Source organism: Arthrobacter sp. G.S.26 (assembly GCF_050847375.1).
Classification (GTDB): Bacteria; Actinomycetota; Actinomycetes; order Actinomycetales; family Micrococcaceae; genus Arthrobacter.
In genome coordinates this window covers 1,561,361-1,580,165 of sequence record NZ_CP193752.1, presented here as the reverse complement: position 1 = coordinate 1,580,165, position 18,805 = coordinate 1,561,361, and the positions used below count along the sequence as shown (strand labels likewise).

Sequence of the window (18,805 nt, the reverse complement as noted above, 5' to 3'; positions counted from 1 at the left end):
CGCGTCAGTCTTCCCGGCGGTCCTGGTCCGCCAGCGAACCGGCGTCTGCAGGCTGGTCGCCGCTGTCGGCGTCGTCCGGGTCCTCGACGCCCTGCTCCTGATCGTCCTGCTCAACGGAGTCCAGATCCGATTCGGCGTCGTCGGAGGCGAAATAGTCGGCCTCTTGGTCCTCAATCGCGGCGTCCTGCGCGTCCTCGTGGGCCGCTTCGGTGGAGCCGGACACCCCAGCTCCGGACAGGGCCTCTGCCGATACGGCGCCAGCCGAAGGTGCCGAGCCTGCCTGCGGCGCTTCCGCGGAGGTACGTTCCAGCAGGCGGCGGCGTTCGGCTTCCTCGCGGGCTTCCTCTTCCTCGTCCCAGCCAAGGTCGATGATGTCGGGTTCTTCGTCAACACCCTGGCCCAGCGCGTTTTCCGCGACCACGGCCTGCTTGTTCCACTTTGCGGCCTCATCTGTCCGGCCCACGGCTGCCAAGGCGTCGGCGTAGGCGCGGAAGAGGCGCGGGCTGTAAGAGAAGGCGCGGTTGATATCGAGCTGGACGATTTCCAGCTCGGAAACGGCGGCGTCGAGTTGCTTCAGGTCGGTGCGTGCGCCGGAGGCCACGATGGCCAGCTCCACCTTGCCGGGCGCATCCAGGTCCTGTGCTTCTTCGGAACGGACCACGTCGAGTGCCCGGTCCGGACGGCCCAGGCCACGTTCACAGTCGGCCATAACGGGCAGGTGCACGTTGGAACCGCTGATGCGCCGGTACGTACGGAACTCGCGGAGGGCTTCGCCGTAATGGCCGGCGGCGTAGGCGGTGAGGCCCACGGCTTCGCGGACTGCTGCCAGGCGGCCGCCGCGGCGGCTCGCTGCCAGGGCGTGCTGGAAGGACAGCTCGGGTTCGTCGTCAATCAGCCGGCCGGCCATCACCAGGTGGCGGGCCACCCATTCGGCACTCTTGGGTTCCAGGGTCTTGATCTGGTGCTGCGTGGCGCGGTCGAGTTCCTTGCCGGTTACGTCGTCGTCGATCTGCGGTGAACGTTCGCGGTCGGGACGGTTGGCGCTGCGGAGGTCGCGTGCGTTCGGAACACGAACGGGCCGGTCTTCTTCACGGTCGCGGCCGAAGTTGCGCGGGCCGGAATCGCCACCGCGGTCAAAGCTGCGGGGGGCGCGTTCCTGGCGGTCGCCGTAGGGCCTGCGGTTGTCGCCGCCGCCGAAGCTGCGGCGTTCGCCGTCGCCTTCGCGCCGGGGACGGTCACCAAAACCACGGTTGTCGCGGTCGCCCGAGGGACGGTCGCCGTAGGGCTTACGGTCACGGTCGCCACCACCGAAACCACGGTTTTCGCGGTCGCCCGAAGGACGGTCACCATACGGCTTGCGATCACGGTCGCCACCACCGAAACCACGGCCCGCACCACCACCAGCAGCAGCAGGCCGGTCACCATAAGGCTTACGCTCACGGTCCCCGCCACCGCCAAACCCACGGTCGCCTGCGGGACGATCACCATAAGGCTTACGCTCACGGTCGCCACCACCGAAACCACGGCCCGCACCACCAGCAGCAGGCCGGTCACCATAAGGCTTACGCTCACGGTCCCCGCCACCGCCAAACCCACGGTCGCCTGCGGGACGATCACCATAAGGCTTACGCTCACGGTCGCCACCACCGAAACCACGGCCCGCACCACCACCAGCAGCAGGCCGGTCACCATAAGGCTTACGCTCACGGTCGCCACCACCGAAGCCGCGCCCGGCTCCACCACCGGCAGCAGAACGGTCACCATAAGGCTTCCGCTCCCCGCCACCAAAGCCACGGTCTTCACCGTCACGGCGGGGACGGTCACCAAAAGGCTTACGGTCGCGGTCACCGAAGGGCTTACGCTCACCGTTGCCGGCTGGGCGCTTTGCAGGATCGTTGTTGTCCCGGTTTTCCCGTCCCCTGAAGCCGCGGGGATCCCCGCCGGAGTTGTTGTTTCCCCGGAATGAGCCCCGGTCGTTCCCGCGGTTGCCGCCGTTGTTCTCGGCCATGTGGATTCCTCCTGTTGAGAGCCGACCGCTGGCGCAACTGCAGTGGCTCATATGCGTGTTTCGTTTACTACGCAACCCGAAATCAAGCGCTTCCAAGTCCGTACATCTTCATCAATTCTAGGCGAGCCGTCCTAATCGCAGGCACGCGGCAGCATAATCCGGCGGGGATCGTGGCCATGTTCACATCAACCCCCAATACACCGGCGTACCCTGATCATGGCATCAGACCGCTCCCACCAGCGTGTACCGGCTGAGCCGCCGCCCGGATTGACGTGCACTGGCGATGACTTCGCGGCTGGTCAGCACCTTCCTTGGGCTCATCCAGCCTTGCGAGGGCTTATGCAGCGCATATCCGCCGCCCACAGTGATGGCAACATGCTGGGCCAGGCCTGTAGGTGAACGCAGACGAGGACCGTACCCGCATTGCTGTCATTTCCGCCGGGTACAGCCACCATAGCGAGCCACTTCTCAAACGGTTCCTGGACCATCCACGTGTCGGCCGCGTCCACAACACCGGCTGCTGCTATGACAGTGCCAAAACAATTCGGACCACTGGCCGATGGAAAGGTACCGGCCAAGGACCTTGCGCCAGGCAACAGGGCGGCAGCTGTTCTCCACACGCTCCCAGGGACCTCAAGATGCCGGCTTCTTCGCCGACCGAAACGAAGGTAGTCCGTGAGAACAGTTTCCCGGTGTTCCTGGAGGAGGGAGGGCCACCAGACAAAACGATGCCCTGCAGCGTCGCCGGCCATTAGTGCCGGGTAGTTCACCGATTTACGCTATCGGTTGTGGTTGTTATTCGGGGGGTTTGGGGACCGTATCTGATAGAACAACCCGGGGGGGGCGGTGGGTGGGGTGCCTGGTGGCGGCGGCACCGGGGTGGGGGTGTTTGGTTGTTAAATGTGGGAGGCCCCAACCAGGTGCTGGTTGGGGCCTCGACCGGAATGTTTGTTCCGGCGGCGTCCTACTCTCCCACACCCTCCCGGGTGCAGTACCATCGGCGCTGTGGGTCTTAGCTTCCGGGTTCGGGATGGGACCGGGCGTTTCCCCCACGCTATGACCGCCGTAACCCTTCTACCCGTCCCCTGGGGTGTTGCCCGGGGGTGGGAAATCTGTGGTTACAACATTGTTCGTCCTGCCCGTGGTGGGGCAGGTGTGGTGTTGTTATGTAGTTGTTGATTCCCGACAACAGGTTTTGTTGTTTGGGAACCACATAGTGGACGCAAGCAGTCTTGTTTCTTTTTACCACCCCACGGGTGCAACCCCTTTTGAAGGGAAGGTTGCGGGGGTGGTGTGTGGTGTAAGTTATCGGCCTATTAGTACCGGTCAGCTTCACGAGTCGTTAGTCCTCGCTTCCACATCCGGCCTATCAACCCAGTGGTCTGGCTGGGGGCCTCTCACACACAAGGTGTATGGAAATCTCATCTCGAAGCGAGCTTCCCGCTTAGATGCTTTCAGCGGTTATCCCATCCGAACGTAGCTAATCAGCGGTGCACTTGGCAGTACAACTGACACACCAGAGGTTCGTCCGTCCCGGTCCTCTCGTACTAAGGACAGCCCTTCTCAAATTTCCTGCGCGCGCAGCGGATAGGGACCGAACTGTCTCACGACGTTCTAAACCCAGCTCGCGTACCGCTTTAATGGGCGAACAGCCCAACCCTTGGGACCTACTCCAGCCCCAGGATGCGACGAGCCGACATCGAGGTGCCAAACCATGCCGTCGATATGGACTCTTGGGCAAGATCAGCCTGTTATCCCCGAGGTACCTTTTATCCGTTGAGCGACGGCCATTCCACAATGTACCGCCGGATCACTAGTCCCGACTTTCGTCCCTGCTCGAGATGTCTCTCTCACAGTCAAGCTCCCTTGTGCACTTACACTCGACACCTGATTGCCAACCAGGCTGAGGGAACCTTTGGGCGCCTCCGTTACTTTTTAGGAGGCAACCGCCCCAGTTAAACTACCCATCAGGCACTGTCCCTGACCCGGATTACGGGCCGAAGTTAGATGTCCAAAGTGACCAGAGTGGTATTTCAACGATGACTCCACCCGAACTGGCGTCCGGGTTTCAACGTCTCCCACCTATCCTACACAAGCCACTCCGAACACCAATACCAAACTATAGTAAAGGTCTCGGGGTCTTTCCGTCCTGCTGCGCGTAACGAGCATCTTTACTCGTACTGCAATTTCGCCGAGTTTATGGTTGAGACAGCGGGGAAGTCGTTACTCCATTCGTGCAGGTCGGAACTTACCCGACAAGGAATTTCGCTACCTTAGGATGGTTATAGTTACCACCGCCGTTTACTGGGGCTTAAATTCTCAGCTTCGCCTTGCGGCTAACCGGTCCTCTTAACCTTCCAGCACCGGGCAGGAGTCAGTCCGTATACATCGTCTTGCGACTTCGCACGGACCTGTGTTTTTAGTAAACAGTCGCTTCCCCCTGGTCTCTGCGGCCCCGATCCCCTCCCACCAGCGTGTGGTGTTCAAGGTTGGGGCCCCCCTTCTCCCGAAGTTACGGGGGCATTTTGCCGAGTTCCTTAACCATAATTCTCTCGATCGCCTTAGTATTCTCTACCTGATCACCTGTGTCGGTTTGGGGTACGGGCGGCTAAAACCTCGCGTCGATGCTTTTCTCGGCAGCATAGGATCACCAAATCCCCCCACTAAAGGGGGTCCCATCAGATCTCAGGCATCATGAACAGCGGATTTGCCTACCATTCGCCCTACATCCTTAGACCGGGACAACCATCGCCCGGCTTGGCTACCTTCCTGCGTCACACCTGTTAATACGCTTGCCTCCCAGGATCAGGTCCCGCGCTCCACCAAAAACCACGTCACCACAAGGGCGGGCGGTCAGGTCTCGGGCGGTTAGTATCCCCTGTTCAACATGGACGGTTTTTCGCCGGTACGGGAATATCAACCCGTTGTCCATCGACTACGCCTGTCGGCCTCGCCTTAGGTCCCGACTTACCCAGGGCAGATTAGCTTGACCCTGGAACCCTTGATCATTCGGCGGACGGGTTTCTCACCCGTCTTTCGCTACTCATGCCTGCATTCTCACTCGTGTAGGCTCCACCGCTGGTTTACACCGCGACTTCACTGCCCACACGACGCTCCCCTACCCATCCAAACGCCTGAACCACAAGGGCTTAGCTAATATTTGAATGCCACAACTTCGGCGGTGTACTTGAGCCCCGCTACATTGTCGGCGCGGAATCACTTGACCAGTGAGCTATTACGCACTCTTTTAAGGATGGCTGCTTCTAAGCCAACCTCCTGGTTGTCTTCGCAACTCCACATCCTTTCCCACTTAGCACACGCTTAGGGGCCTTAGTTGGTGGTCTGGGCTGTTTCCCTCTCGACTATGAAGCTTATCCCCCACAGTCTCACTGCTGCGCTCTCACTTACCGGCATTCGGAGTTTGGCTGACGTCAGTAACCTTGTAGGGCCCATTAGCCATCCAGTAGCTCTACCTCCAGCAAGAAACACGCAACGCTGCACCTAAATGCATTTCGGGGAGAACCAGCTATCACGAAGTTTGATTGGCCTTTCACCCCTACCCACAGCTCATCCCCTCCATTTTCAACTGAAGTGGGTTCGGTCCTCCACGACGTCTTACCGTCGCTTCAACCTGGCCATGGGTAGATCACTTCGCTTCGGGTCTAGATCACGCCACTGCAACGCCCTATTCAGACTCGCTTTCGCTACGGCTTCCCCACACGGGTTAACCTCGCGACGTAACACTAACTCGCAGGCTCATTCTTCAAAAGGCACGCCGTCACAACTACTATGCACACAAGGTGCGGTTGCTCCGACGGATTGTAAGCACACGGTTTCAGGTACTGTTTCACTCCCCTCCCGGGGTACTTTTCACCTTTCCCTCACGGTACTGGTCCGCTATCGGTCATTAGGGAGTATTTAGGCTTATCAGGTGGTCCTGACAGATTCACACGGGATTTCTCGGGCCCCGTGCTACTTGGGATACTCTCACAGGCGGCACAAAACATTACGGTTACGGGGCTCACACCCTCTCTGGCCGGCCTTTCAAGACCGTTCACCTATGCCTGCACATCACACCCCACCGGTCCGGCAGAACCAGTATGGAAAGTCCCACAACCCCGCCCATGCAACGCCCGCCGGCTATCACACATGGAACGGTTTAGCCTGATCCGCGTTCGCTCGCCACTACTAACGGAATCACTATTGTTTTCTCTTCCTGCGGGTACTGAGATGTTTCACTTCCCCGCGTTCCCCCCACACACCCTATGTGTTCAGATGCGGGTCACCAGGTCACTCGCGCGCCTGGCGGGGTTTCCCCATTCGGACACCCTGGGATCACAGTCCGGTTATCGACTCCCCCAGGCTTATCGCAGATTCCTACGTCCTTCTTCGGCTCCTAATGCCAAGGCATCCACCGTGTGCTCTTAAAAACTTGACCACAAAAGATCAAAAACGCTAATTTTCGAGAGAACCACAGAAACCAACCACACGATCAACACCACCCCGAAAGGTGACACCATCACGCGCAGCCAGATTCAGGTTCATATTCTTGGAAATTGCTTCTTATAAAAGATGCTCGCGTCCACTATGTAGTTCTCAAACAACAACCCCAAACCACACACCCCACACAACCCTCCCAAAAGGAAAAGCAACCGTGTGTTCGGTGCAGCCAGGAAACCAGAAACAAACAAACCCGAACCAGCCCCGCACCAGCCAAAAAGACCAGCCACGGAACCACCCCGGTCCTGTTGCCTCAGGACCCAACAGTGTGCCATACACTACCCAGCAACCACAGACCATCATCGTTCCTGAACCACCCCCGAAGGAGTAACCCGTACTAAACCATGGTTCGTGCCACCAGGCACCTATTTGCTGATATTCCACCCTTGAGCACCCGCCGCAGAACAATCGTCTGCGCAACGGGCCTTTACTCCTGACAACCCCCACCCACCACATACATGAGGAATGAAGGACTGTAGGTGCTCCTTAGAAAGGAGGTGATCCAGCCGCACCTTCCGGTACGGCTACCTTGTTACGACTTAGTCCCAATCGCCAGTCCCACCTTCGACAGCTCCCTCCCACAAGGGGTTAGGCCACCGGCTTCGGGTGTTACCAACTTTCGTGACTTGACGGGCGGTGTGTACAAGGCCCGGGAACGTATTCACCGCAGCGTTGCTGATCTGCGATTACTAGCGACTCCGACTTCATGGGGTCGAGTTGCAGACCCCAATCCGAACTGAGACCGGCTTTTTGGGATTAGCTCCACCTCACAGTATCGCAACCCTTTGTACCGGCCATTGTAGCATGCGTGAAGCCCAAGACATAAGGGGCATGATGATTTGACGTCGTCCCCACCTTCCTCCGAGTTGACCCCGGCAGTCTCCTATGAGTCCCCACCATCACGTGCTGGCAACATAGAACGAGGGTTGCGCTCGTTGCGGGACTTAACCCAACATCTCACGACACGAGCTGACGACAACCATGCACCACCTGTGAACCAACCCCAAAGGGGAAGAACTGTCTCCAGTCCGGTCTGGTCCATGTCAAGCCTTGGTAAGGTTCTTCGCGTTGCATCGAATTAATCCGCATGCTCCGCCGCTTGTGCGGGCCCCCGTCAATTCCTTTGAGTTTTAGCCTTGCGGCCGTACTCCCCAGGCGGGGCACTTAATGCGTTAGCTACGGCGCGGAAAACGTGGAATGTCCCCCACACCTAGTGCCCAACGTTTACGGCATGGACTACCAGGGTATCTAATCCTGTTCGCTCCCCATGCTTTCGCTCCTCAGCGTCAGTTAATGCCCAGAGACCTGCCTTCGCCATCGGTGTTCCTCCTGATATCTGCGCATTTCACCGCTACACCAGGAATTCCAGTCTCCCCTACATCACTCTAGTCTGCCCGTACCCACCGCAGATCCGGAGTTGAGCCCCGGACTTTCACGGCAGACGCGACAAACCGCCTACGAGCTCTTTACGCCCAATAATTCCGGATAACGCTTGCGCCCTACGTATTACCGCGGCTGCTGGCACGTAGTTAGCCGGCGCTTCTTCTGCAGGTACCGTCACTTTCGCTTCTTCCCTACTGAAAGAGGTTTACAACCCGAAGGCCGTCATCCCTCACGCGGCGTCGCTGCATCAGGCTTGCGCCCATTGTGCAATATTCCCCACTGCTGCCTCCCGTAGGAGTCTGGGCCGTGTCTCAGTCCCAGTGTGGCCGGTCACCCTCTCAGGCCGGCTACCCGTCGTCGCCTTGGTAAGCCATTACCTCACCAACAAGCTGATAGGCCGCGAGTCCATCCAAAACCACAAAAAGCTTTCCACCCCCCACCATGCGATGAGGAGTCATATCCGGTATTAGACCCAGTTTCCCAGGCTTATCCCAGAGTCAAGGGCAGGTTACTCACGTGTTACTCACCCGTTCGCCACTAATCACCCCAGCAAGCTGGAGGTCATCGTTCGACTTGCATGTGTTAAGCACGCCGCCAGCGTTCATCCTGAGCCAGGATCAAACTCTCCGTTGAAGTAAAAACAAAAACAGACACAACCACCAACCCCGGAAACACGGGACAAAATGGCTGCACAAAATTCGAAACCAGCTGTAAAAACCAGACAACACCACAGGGGCGGCATCATCCAGCCAATTCAACCAATTCAATACAAAAAATTGGTATCAACAAACATGGCACACTATTGAGTTCTCAAACAACAGACACGTTCGAATATTCCCGAAACAATTCATTTGAATGAATTCTTATTCCGTATTTCTTCGCCGTGATGTTTCAAGCTTATTTCATTCATATTCGCTTTGCAAATCCGGTTGTTTTCCCGGAATTCACTCTGTTTCCATGAATCCGCCCAGCAGAAAATCGAAGCAACTTTTCGGTCCAGGCACTGCCTGGCTAAGAATTGCTTCTTATCAATGTTGGGGGTTTGTCACCACTCAGCGGCGGCGACTCAGAAAACAATACACGCCCCCCAACAGCCGTGCAAGTCGGCTGGTGAAGGGCGTGCTGTGGTGTTTTCGGGGGCGTGGAACCCTAGGCGGGATCCACCTGGACGGTGGCGAGGTTCTTTTTTCCCCGCCGAAGGAGCAGGTACTTGCCGTGCAGCAGCTGCGAGCCGGCGACAACAGCATCCGGGTCTGTCATTTTCTGGTTGTTCACATAAGCGCCGCCCTCCCCCACCGTGCGGCGGGCGGCCGATTTGCTCTCGGAAAGACCCGACGCCACCAAAAGATCCACAATGCCCAAAGCGTCTGCCGGCACCGTGGCGGAAGGAAGTTCGGCGGTGGCGGCAGAAAGGGTCACCTCATCGAGGACAGTAAGGTCGCCGTTGCCGAACAAAGCGGCGGACGCTGCGATGACCTTTTCGGTCGCATCCACACCGTGAACCAGCGACGTTACTTCGAAGGCAAGCCGGCGCTGGCCTTCCCGGGCAAACGGACGCTCGGCAACAGCGGTGGCCACGTCGTCGATCTCTGCCCGGGTCAGGAAGGTGAACACCTTGAGCCGGTCAACGACGTCAGCATCTGCGGTATTAAGCCAGAACTGGTAGAAGGCGTACGGGCTGCACATCGCGGCATCGAGCCAGATGGCGTTGCCCTCGCTCTTGCCGAACTTGGTGCCATCGGAATTGGTGATCAACGGCGTACCCAGGGCGTGGACGCTCTTGCCCTCCACCTTGCGGATCAGCTCCGTGCCGCTGGTCAGGTTGCCCCATTGGTCCGAGCCTCCGGTCTGCAGGACGCAGCCGTGGTCGCGGTACAGCTGGAGGTAGTCCATACCCTGCAGGATCTGGTAGCTGAACTCGGTGTAGCTGATGCCCTCATCGGAACTCAGCCGGGAGGCCACCGCGTCCTTGCGCAGCATGGTGCCTACACGGAAGTGCTTGCCCACCTCACGCAGGAAGTCGATGGCGCTCAGCGGAGCCGTCCAGTCAAGGTTGTTGACCATCCGGGCGGCGTTGTCCCCCTCGAAGCTTAGGAAACGGCGGACCTGGCCCTGCAGGTAGCCCACCCATTCCACCACGGTGTCCTTGGTATTCAGGGTCCGTTCAGCCGTGGGACGGGGATCACCGATCAGGCCCGTGGACCCGCCAACCAGGCCCAGCGGCCGGTGGCCGGCCAGCTGGAGCCGCCGCATCACCAGCAGCTGCACCAGGTTGCCCAGGTGAAGCGAGGGAGCCGTGGGATCAAAGCCGCAATAGTACGTGACCGGCCCACCGGCGAGGAGCTTCTCCAGCTCTGCTTCATCGGTGGAGACGTGGACCAGGCCACGCCATTTCAGCTCCTGCCATACGTTGGCAAAAGTGGGATCGTTCTGTTGCAGTTCGAGGCTGTTGATTTCTGGCACGCCTTCTAAGTTAGCAGGAGTGCGGCGCCGCCAGGCGGCGGCACCGCCGGGAGCAGGCCCTCAGCCTGCGATGCCTGCCGGTACGGGCTGGGCCGCTATCAGGCGCAGCCGCTGGGTGGCCCGGGTCATGGCCACGTACAGGTCGCCCACCTTGCCGTGCTCGTGGTTGAGCATCATGGCCGGTTCCAGCACCACCACGCCGTCGAATTCCAGGCCCTTGGCCTCGCGGGGGCTGATGACCACAATGTCCTGCTCGTAGCTCCCAGCACCGTTGCCCACCCGCCGGCCGTACGCAGTGCGGAGGGCGCGGATGGCTGCGGGCAGGAGGTCGCCGTCGGCAATCACGGCGATCAGGCCGCCGTCGAGCGCTTCCAGCTCTGCCGGCAGGACCTCCACCAGGCGGTCCACCACTGAGCCCGCCGGGACCTCGTCAATGACAGGTGACCAGCGGCCCTCACGGACAGCCTTGGGCGCCGAAACCACCAGCCCGGCAGCGTTGGCCATCCGGACTGCTGCCTCGGCAATCTGGGACGGCGTCCGGTAGTTGACCGTCAGCTCCTCAAGCTGCCAGCGGTCACCGAACATGGGAGCCAGGGCACCCTGCCAGGAATTGGCGCCGGCCACGGAACTGGTCTGGGCAATGTCGCCCACGATCGTGAACGACTTCAGCGGGCAGCGCCGCACCAGCAGCCGCCACTGCATGGGCGAAAGCTCCTGGGCCTCGTCCACCACAATGTGCCCGAAGGCCCAGCTGCGGTCGCTGGTGGCGCGCTCGGCCGCCGTGAGCCGGTCCTCGCGCTCCTGGTTCTGGTCCGCGAGCTCCTCTGCAGTCATCAGCACATCAACACCCATGTGCTCCATGTTTTCCAGCGTTTGCTTGGCGTTGGCCAGGTCGCGGGCCCTGTCGTGCTCCTGCTGCGCAAGGCCGCGGCCGTCGGTAGCGTCCAGATCCCCCAGCAGTTCCGCGGCTTCATCAAGCAGCGGGACGTCGGGTTCCGTCCAGGGCGCGTCCGCCGGGCGCAGCAGGGAAGCCCGCTCAGCCTTGGTGAGGTGCGGGGTGCAGAATTCGAGGATGGCCGGCTTGCTGAACAGCTCGGAAACCAGCTTCTCCGGCGTTATGGGCATCCAGCACAGGTTGAGGGCGATCCGCACGTCGCGGGCGCTGCGGACGTCCTCGGCAAGGTAGCCCCGGTCAGCGTTGTTGCCGATGTTCCCGGCTTCAACAAGGTCGGTCAGCTGTTCGGTCAGCTCACGGAGCAGGATCTTGACGAAGCTGGCGCGTGCCTCGTTGTGCGGTTTCCCGGTGGCGCGGGCACGCTCCCGCGCACGCCGGACCTGGCGGACCGTCAGCGTCAGCTTGCGGCCGTCCACTTCCAGGATCCGGTCCCCGGCCGGGACCCGCTGGCGGTTGGCGACGGCGTTGGCCACAATGGCGGCCATGTCCAGGCGGCCCTTGATGGCGGCGACGCCGGCGTCCTGTTCGGGTACGGCATGGATGCCGGGCATCAGCCGGCCCAGGCTTGCCATCACCACACCAGTCTCGCCGAGGGAGGGCAGCACACGTTCGATGTACTTCATGAACGACGACGACGGCCCCACCAGCAGGACGCCTGCAGTCTTGAGCCGGTCCCGGTGGGTGTAGAGGAGATAGGCGGCACGGTGCAGCGCCACGGCGGTTTTGCCGGTGCCGGGGCCGCCCTGCACCACCAGGGCACCTGAGATCGAGGACCGGATGATGCGGTCCTGCTCCGACTGGATGGTGCTGACGATGTCCGACATCCGGCCGGTGCGCTTGGAGTTCAACGCCGCCAAAAGGGCGCCTTCGCCCTGCAGCGATTCGTCGTCCGCCAGCATGCCGGCGTCCAGGACGTCGTCTTCAATGGCCTTGACTTCGCGGCCCTGCAGGATCAGGTGGCGGCGGCGGCGTACACCCTGCCGGTCGAAAGCGGTGGCCTGGTAGAAGTGCCCGGCTTCTGGCGCGCGCCAGTCCACCATCAGCCGCTGCAGGTCCTCGGTGGTGAGGCCGATCCGGCCGATGTACTGTTCCTCGCCGGAGTCCAGATCCAGCCGGCCAAAGACCAACCGGTCGTCCACTGCATCCAGCTGCGCGAGCCGGTCCTCATACAGGGCGGCAAAAGCGTCCCGTTCCGAAACGTTCTGCATGGTGCCTACGGCTCCGGCGCGCCGGACCTGGGCAAGCTGCCGGCGCTTCTCGTCGCGCAGCTCCTCCAGCCGGGCGTAGAGGCCGGCAACATAATCCCGTTCGTGGGCCAAATCGGCGTCGAGCATTAACGTTCCCCTATCGCGGAATACAGACCGTCCATTCTACAACCATTTCCGTTAACGCTTGTGAAACATGGTGGTCTCAGGTTGCGGCGTCCGGGGCCGGGCCGGCTTGTACGTGGACACGGTCCGGTCCCCGGTCAGCCAGAACCGCCACGGGTACTCCCCCGACCCGCCGGGACCGGCAACCCCCACCCGCGGCCCGGAACTGACGGGCCCGGCAGGGTGCGGCGGCAGTTCCAGCGTGAACGGCTCCGCCAGGGCGTCCCGGCCGCTGTCCGCAGTGCTCAGTCCCATGGCTTTGGCCAGCCGGGCCGGTCCCCGCGCCAGGTCCGCCGGTGACTTGGACGTGGGCCGCCGCTGCCGGGCAAGGTCCCCGCCCGCCACCACCTCCCCGGCACGCAGCAGCAGCGCGGACGCCGTGCCAACCGGTCCGCAGACGATGTTGGCGCAGTGGTGCATCCCGTAGGTGAAGTAGACGTAAAGGTGCCCGGGCGGCCCGAACATCGGCGCGTTGCGCTGCGTGGACCCGCGGTAGGTGTGGGACCCGGGGTCGGGATGAAGTGAATCCCCCGGCCCCAGGTAGGCCTCCACCTCGGTGAGCCGGACAGCCACCAGGCCGTCCCGCGTCCGGTGCGTCAGCACGGCACCCAGGAGCATCGGGGCCAGGTCCAGGGCGTTGCCGGCCAGCAATTCCCGCAGGGGCGGCCCGGACGGGGGCTGTGGCGTGGTCATTTTTCGACTCTACCCACTCCGGGAAGTGGCCAGGGGTACGCACGGCCGTGTCCGATTTCCGCTAGAAGCAGTCCCGCCGGGCTGGCAGGATGGAGGCATGGACTTCTGGCAGCGCTACCGGGCGATCGACGCCCGGGACACCCGGTTCGACGGGCAGTTCTATACTGCCGTCCGCACCACGGGCATCTACTGCCGCCCCTCCTGCCCGGCCCGGACCCCCAAGGCCGCCAATGTCACCTTCTATGAGACCTCGGCCGCGGCGCACGACGCCGGTTACCGGGCCTGCAAGCGCTGCCTCCCGGAGGCGGTCCCCGGGACCCCCGCCTGGAACATCCGACAGGACGTTGCCGGCCGCGCGATGCGGCTGATTAATGACGGGGTCATCAACCGCGACGGCGTCCAGGGCCTTGCTGCCCGGCTGGGCTACTCCTCCCGGCAGCTGAACAGGATCCTCAGCCAGGAGCTGGGCGCCGGTCCCCTCTCGCTGGCCCGCGCCGGCAGGGCGCAGACGGCCCGGACGCTGCTGGTGTCCACGGCCATGAAGCTCGCGGACATCGCTTTCGCTGCCGGTTTCAGCAGTGTCCGCCAGTTCAACGAAACCATGGTGGAAGTCTTCGACATGACCCCCACTGCGCTGCGGCTCAAGGGCCGTCCGGCGAAGGCCGGGGGCGGCACCACGGCCCTCAGCCTGGCTTTGCCGTACCGCCAGCCGTTCGATCCGGGCATCTTCACGTTCCTTGCCGTGCGTGCCGTCCCCGGCATCGAAGCGGGCACCGCCACGTCCTACGCACGGACGCTGCGGCTGCCGCACGGCGACGCGCGCTTCGCGGTGGAGTACGACGGCGGCACGCCCGGCCGGCCCCTGACCCTCACCATCGGCGCGGTGGACCTGCGGGACCTGCCGGCGCTCCTGAGCCGGGTCCGCAGGCTCTTTGACCTGGACGCCGACCCGCAGGCCATCGATGCTGCCCTGGCGGCGGATCCCCGGCTCGCCGCCGCCGTCGCCGGGACACCCGGGATGCGGATGCCCGGGGCGCTGGACCCGCAGGAGCTGCTGGTCCGGGCCATGATCGGCCAGCAGATCACCGTGGCCGCTGCCCGGACGGCACTTTCGCAACTGGCTGCGGCAGGCAGCCACAGCAGCGCTCCGGCGGACGGCCTGGACCGGCTGTTCCCCACCCCAGCGCAGATCGCGGCTTCCGGGCACCTGCTCCGCGGCCCGAAGCGGCGCACGGAATCCCTCCTGAACGCCGCAGCGACCATGGCGGACGGCCGGCTGGAGATCGGCTACGGCCATAACGTCCCCGGCCTCACGGCCGCGTTGCTGCCACTGCCGGGCGTGGGACCCTGGACGGTGGGCTACGTGGCGATGCGGGTGCTCGGTGCCCCGGACGTTTTCCTCGCCAATGACGCCGCCGTCCGGAACGGCATCAAGGCCCTGGCCGCGGGCACAGACGCCGGTTCGCCGGACTTCCGCGAAGTCAGTCCCTGGCGTTCCTACGCCACCATGCACCTCTGGGCCGCTGCCGCCCGTCCCCCCGGCATCGGACGTACTCCACGCACCCGCCGTTCCCCGGCCCCAACCTCCGCGAAAGTGACGCCATGAAAGCCCAACTGCTGACCATGACCACCCCCGATGGCCCCTTCACCATCATCGCCCGGGACGGGGCGGTGCTCTCGTCCGGCTGGACAGCGGACCCGGCTGACTTGACCGGCCAAATCCACGCGTCCCTGCGGCCGGACGGCCTGGAAACAGTCAGCAGCCTGGCCGGCATCTCCCCGGCCGTTGACGCGTTCTACAGCGGAGACCCGGAACCTGCAATGGCCGTGCCGGTGCTGCAGCAGTCCGGCCCGTTCCGGGCGCATGCCTGGGACGTCCTGCGCCTTGTGGCACCGGGGCAGCCCGTGACGTATACCGAATACGCGGCGCTGGCCGGAAACCCCAGGGCTGTCCGGGCCGCGGCCAGCGCCTGCGCCTTCAACGCCGCGGCATTGTTTGTTCCCTGCCACCGGGTGATCCGGACGGACGGCACCCTGGGCGGGTTCCGCTGGGGCCTGCCGGTGAAGGAACGGCTGCTGGCGCGCGAAGCGGCATAGGCGAACCGCCGGCGCAGGTCCCGTGGCGCGACGGCTTAATCGAGCGGGATACCGTCCGGCCCGAACCGGTGCCGCAGGTGCCGGCGGTTGTGCCGGGCCTGCCAGAATTCGATCTCAACGGGCCGGAGGGCGTAGAGCTGCCATTCCGGGTTACTGCTGCCATCAGCCTGCGGCCGGGCGTCCCAGTCCGCTGCCGACGCGGCGGCGGAGAGCTCCACCACGGGACCGGCCACCCGCACCTGCCGGCCCTGCGAATGCCAGTAGAAGTTCATGGCCGCCACCGGCGAGCCCGTGAGTTCCCGGCCCTTGCGGGAGGTGCGGGACGTGGCGAACTGCCAGCCGGCGTCGTCAATGTCCTTCAGGATCAGCATCCGTGCCGACGGCTGCCCGCTGCCGGCCACCGTCGCCAGGCTGAAGGCGTGCGGCTGCGGTTCACCGGCGGCGAGGGCCTGGTCCAGCCAGAACCGGAACAGCGCGGCGGGGTCCGCCGGCGCGGTGTCCGGGTCGAAATCGGGCAGCTCCGCGGGGAAGTCGGGCAGTGCGCGGAGGAACTGCCGGAAGGTTTGGGTCATGGCGCCATGCTAGCGGGGCTGCCCCGCAAGTTAACGCAGAACACCCCTCCCGCCTGTCGGATCAACAGGCGGGAGGGGCGTGCGGGAGCTAGCCGGCGTAGGCGCGGACGGCTTCCAGTTCGGCTTCCAGCGCGGTGAGCTGGCGTTCGACGGCGGCCGGTGCCGTGCCGCCCTGGGAGTTGCGGCTGTTAAGCGAGCCCTCCGTGGACAGTACCGTGCGGACCTCCGGCGTGAGGTGCGCGGAGATGTCCGCGTATTCCTCGTCTGTCAGGTCCCACAGTTCAACGCCGCGGGATTCGGCCTGCTTGACGGCGGCGCCGGAAAGCTCGTGCGCTTCCCGGAACGGCACGCCCTGCCGGACCAGCCATTCGGCGATGTCGGTGGCCAGGGCAAAGCCCTGCGGTGCCAGCGACGCCATCCGCTCGGTGTTGAACGTCAGGGTGGCGATCATGCCGGAAACGGCCGGAAGCAGCAGCTCCAGGGTGTCGGCGGCATCGAAGACCGGCTCCTTGTCCTCCTGCAGGTCGCGGTTGTACGCCAGCGGCAGTCCCTTGAGGGTAGCCAGGAGCCCGGTCAGGTTGCCGATCAGGCGCCCTGCCTTGCCGCGTGCCAGCTCGGCCACGTCCGGGTTCTTCTTCTGCGGCATGATGGAGGACCCCGTGGAATAGGAATCGTGCAGTGTGACGAAGGAGAATTCCTTGGTGGCCCAGAAGATGACTTCCTCGGAGATCCGGGACAGGTCAACACCGATCATGGCCGTGACCCACGCGAACTCGGCGAAAACGTCGCGGGACGCGGTGCCGTCGATCGAGTTGTGCGTGGCGGAGAAGAAGCCCAGGTCCGCGGCCACCGCTTCCGGGTCCAGGCCCAGCGAGGACCCCGCCAGGGCGCCGGAACCGTACGGCGAAACGCCGGCCCGCTTATCCCAGTCCTGGAGCCGCTGCACATCACGCAGCAGCGCCCAAGCGTGGGCCAGCAGGTGATGGCTCAGCAGCACCGGCTGGGCGTGCTGCAGGTGGGTGCGGCCCGGCATGGCCACACCGTGGTGCGCCTTGGCCTGCCCGACGAGGGAGTCCACGGTGGCCAGCACGCCGCGGGCGATGATCCGGGCGTGGTCGCGCAGGAACATCCGGCCCAGGGTTGCCACCTGGTCGTTGCGGGACCGGCCGGCGCGGAGCTTGCCGCCCAGCTGGGTGCCGGCGCGTTCGATCAGGCCGCGTTCCAGCGATCCATGCACGTCCTCGTCGGAGTCGGCGGGCAGGTAGCCGCCGGACGCCACGTCCTCATCCAGGCGGGTGAGGGCGGCCAGCATGCCGTCGAGTTCGGCGTCGTCCAGCAGTCCGGCCTTGTGCAGCACGCGGGCGTGCGCCTTGGACCCGGCAATGTCGTAGCGGGCCAGCCGCCAGTCAAAATGCGTGGACTTGCTCAGCGCCGCGAGGGCGTCCGCGGGGCCGCCGGCGAACCGGCCGCCCCACAGCGCACCTGTATTGGTCCCCGAGCGCACCCCGGATTTGTGCTCAGCCACGGGGGCTACTTTCCTGCGACGCGGATGTCGCGGCCCGAGGCCACCTTGGCGGACATGCCCCACAACTCGATGAAGCCCTTGGCCTGCGACTGGTCGAAGGTGTCGCCGGTGTCGTAGGTGGCCAGGTCGAAGTCGTACAGGGACGTGTCGGAGCGGCGGCCGTTGACGATTGCCTGGCCGCCGTGCAGGGTCATGCGGATGTCGCCGGTGACGTACTTCTGGGTGTCTTCGATGAAGGCGTCGAGGGAACGCTTCAGCGGGGAGAACCACTGTCCGTCGTAGACCAGCTCGGCCCAGCGCTGGCCAACGGTGGCCTTGAAGCGGGCCTGCTCGCGCTCGACGGTGATGTCCTCGAGGTGCTTGTGCGCGGTGATCAGCGCCATGGCGCCGGGGGCCTCGTAGATTTCGCGGGACTTGATGCCCACGAGGCGGTCCTCGACAACGTCGATCCGGCCCACGCCCTGGGCGCCGGCCCGGCGGTTCAGTTCCTTGATGGCCTGCAGCGGGGTGACCCGGACGCCGTCGATCGCCACCGGCACGCCGGCTTCGAAGGAGATGGTGACTTCATCCGGGGCCGGCGGGAACTCCGGGGTGGCGGTGTAGTCGTAGATGTCCTTGGTGGGGGCGTTCCAGATGTCCTCAAGGTAGCCGGTTTCGACGGCACGGCCCCAGACGTTCTGGTCGATCGAGTACGGGTTCTTTTTGGTGGTCTCGATGGGCAGGCCCTTTTCCTCGGCGAAGGCGATGGCCTTGTCGCGGGTGAGGGCGAGGTCGCGGACGGGGGCGATGCACTTCAGGTCCGGCCCAAGGGTCTGGATGCCGACTTCGAAGCGGACCTGGTCGTTGCCCTTGCCGGTGCAGCCGTGGGCCACGGTGGTGGCGCCGAATTCGCGGGCGGCCTTGACCAGGTGCTTCACGATCACCGGGCGGGAGATGGCCGAGACCAGCGGGTAGTGGCCCTGGTAGAGGGCGTTGGCCTTCAGCGTGGGCATGCAGTACTCGTTGGCGAACTCGTCCGACGCGTCGGCCACGTAGGCTTCGACGGCGCCGCAGCCCAGGGCGCGCTGCCGGATGGTCTCCAGCGACTCGCCGCCCTGTCCAACGTCAACGGCCACGGCGATGACCTCGGCGCCGGTGGCTTCACCGATCCAGCCGATGGCTACTGAGGTGTCCAGGCCGCCGGAGTAGGCCAGCACAATGCGTTCAGTCACTTAAATGCTCCTTGAATTGAGGGTTTGG

General features: G+C 63.6%; 10 protein-coding genes and 3 rRNA genes. 2 read left to right on the top strand and 11 right to left on the bottom strand.

All coding sequences use genetic code 11. From position 1 onward, the window contains the following. Nucleotides 1-4: 4 nt before the first annotated feature. The 8 genes from ACRB8A_RS07180 to ACRB8A_RS07145 all read right to left on the bottom strand — a co-directional run bounded on the left by ACRB8A_RS07180 (nucleotide 5) and on the right by ACRB8A_RS07145 (nucleotide 13,372). On the bottom strand, nucleotides 5-925 hold the full coding sequence (locus tag ACRB8A_RS07180; protein WP_285241803.1) for a hypothetical protein: 921 nt from the start codon (nucleotides 923-925) through the stop codon (nucleotides 5-7). Nucleotides 926-993: 68 nt separating this feature from the next. Further along, the gene (locus tag ACRB8A_RS07175; RefSeq protein WP_432245901.1) at nucleotides 994-1,848 is read right to left on the bottom strand and encodes a hypothetical protein; all 855 of its coding nucleotides are present in this window, start codon (nucleotides 1,846-1,848) and stop codon (nucleotides 994-996) included. 1,111 nt (nucleotides 1,849-2,959) lie between these two features. After that, a 5S ribosomal RNA gene (gene rrf / locus ACRB8A_RS07170) occupies nucleotides 2,960-3,076 on the bottom strand. Nucleotides 3,077-3,303: 227 nt separating this feature from the next. After that, nucleotides 3,304-6,446 (bottom strand): 23S ribosomal RNA (locus tag ACRB8A_RS07165). A gap of 552 nt (nucleotides 6,447-6,998) precedes the next feature. After that, nucleotides 6,999-8,524, bottom strand: a 16S ribosomal RNA gene (locus tag ACRB8A_RS07160). The 16S, 23S and 5S rRNA genes sit together here, the layout of an rRNA operon. A 516-nt stretch (nucleotides 8,525-9,040) precedes the next feature. Continuing rightward, on the bottom strand, nucleotides 9,041-10,354 hold the full coding sequence (gene tyrS / locus ACRB8A_RS07155; protein WP_050685667.1) for a tyrosine--tRNA ligase: 1,314 nt from the start codon (nucleotides 10,352-10,354) through the stop codon (nucleotides 9,041-9,043). Between the two features lie 60 nt (nucleotides 10,355-10,414). Beyond that, complete coding sequence (locus ACRB8A_RS07150) at nucleotides 10,415-12,643, bottom strand: HelD family protein (protein ID WP_050685668.1); 2,229 nt, start codon at nucleotides 12,641-12,643, stop codon at nucleotides 10,415-10,417. 51 nt (nucleotides 12,644-12,694) lie between these two features. Then, complete coding sequence (locus ACRB8A_RS07145) at nucleotides 12,695-13,372, bottom strand: DNA-3-methyladenine glycosylase (protein ID WP_050685669.1); 678 nt, start codon at nucleotides 13,370-13,372, stop codon at nucleotides 12,695-12,697. Between the two features lie 97 nt (nucleotides 13,373-13,469). Here ACRB8A_RS07145 and ACRB8A_RS07140 point away from each other — a divergent pair, with 97 nt between their 5' ends. Together ACRB8A_RS07140 and ACRB8A_RS07135 are read left to right on the top strand one after the other, a co-directional pair. After that, nucleotides 13,470-14,978, top strand: coding sequence for a DNA-3-methyladenine glycosylase 2 family protein (locus ACRB8A_RS07140; protein WP_285240794.1), 1,509 nt, complete (start codon nucleotides 13,470-13,472; stop codon nucleotides 14,976-14,978). Then, nucleotides 14,975-15,469, top strand: coding sequence for a methylated-DNA--[protein]-cysteine S-methyltransferase (locus ACRB8A_RS07135; protein ID WP_285240795.1), 495 nt, complete (start codon nucleotides 14,975-14,977; stop codon nucleotides 15,467-15,469). The genes ACRB8A_RS07140 and ACRB8A_RS07135 overlap by 4 nt, the downstream gene beginning before the upstream one ends. 35 nt (nucleotides 15,470-15,504) lie before the next feature. Here ACRB8A_RS07135 and ACRB8A_RS07130 read toward each other — a convergent pair whose 3' ends face one another. From ACRB8A_RS07130 to ACRB8A_RS07120, 3 genes are all read right to left on the bottom strand, one after another. After that, nucleotides 15,505-16,041, bottom strand: coding sequence for a pyridoxamine 5'-phosphate oxidase family protein (locus tag ACRB8A_RS07130; protein ID WP_285240796.1), 537 nt, complete (start codon nucleotides 16,039-16,041; stop codon nucleotides 15,505-15,507). A gap of 88 nt (nucleotides 16,042-16,129) precedes the next feature. Continuing rightward, a complete protein-coding gene (argH, locus tag ACRB8A_RS07125) occupies nucleotides 16,130-17,566 on the bottom strand; it encodes an argininosuccinate lyase (RefSeq protein ID WP_285240797.1) in 1,437 nt (478 codons plus the stop codon). 5 nt (nucleotides 17,567-17,571) lie between these two features. Next, a complete protein-coding gene (locus ACRB8A_RS07120; RefSeq protein WP_050685674.1) occupies nucleotides 17,572-18,777 on the bottom strand; it encodes an argininosuccinate synthase in 1,206 nt (401 codons plus the stop codon). Nucleotides 18,778-18,805: the final 28 nt, after the last annotated feature.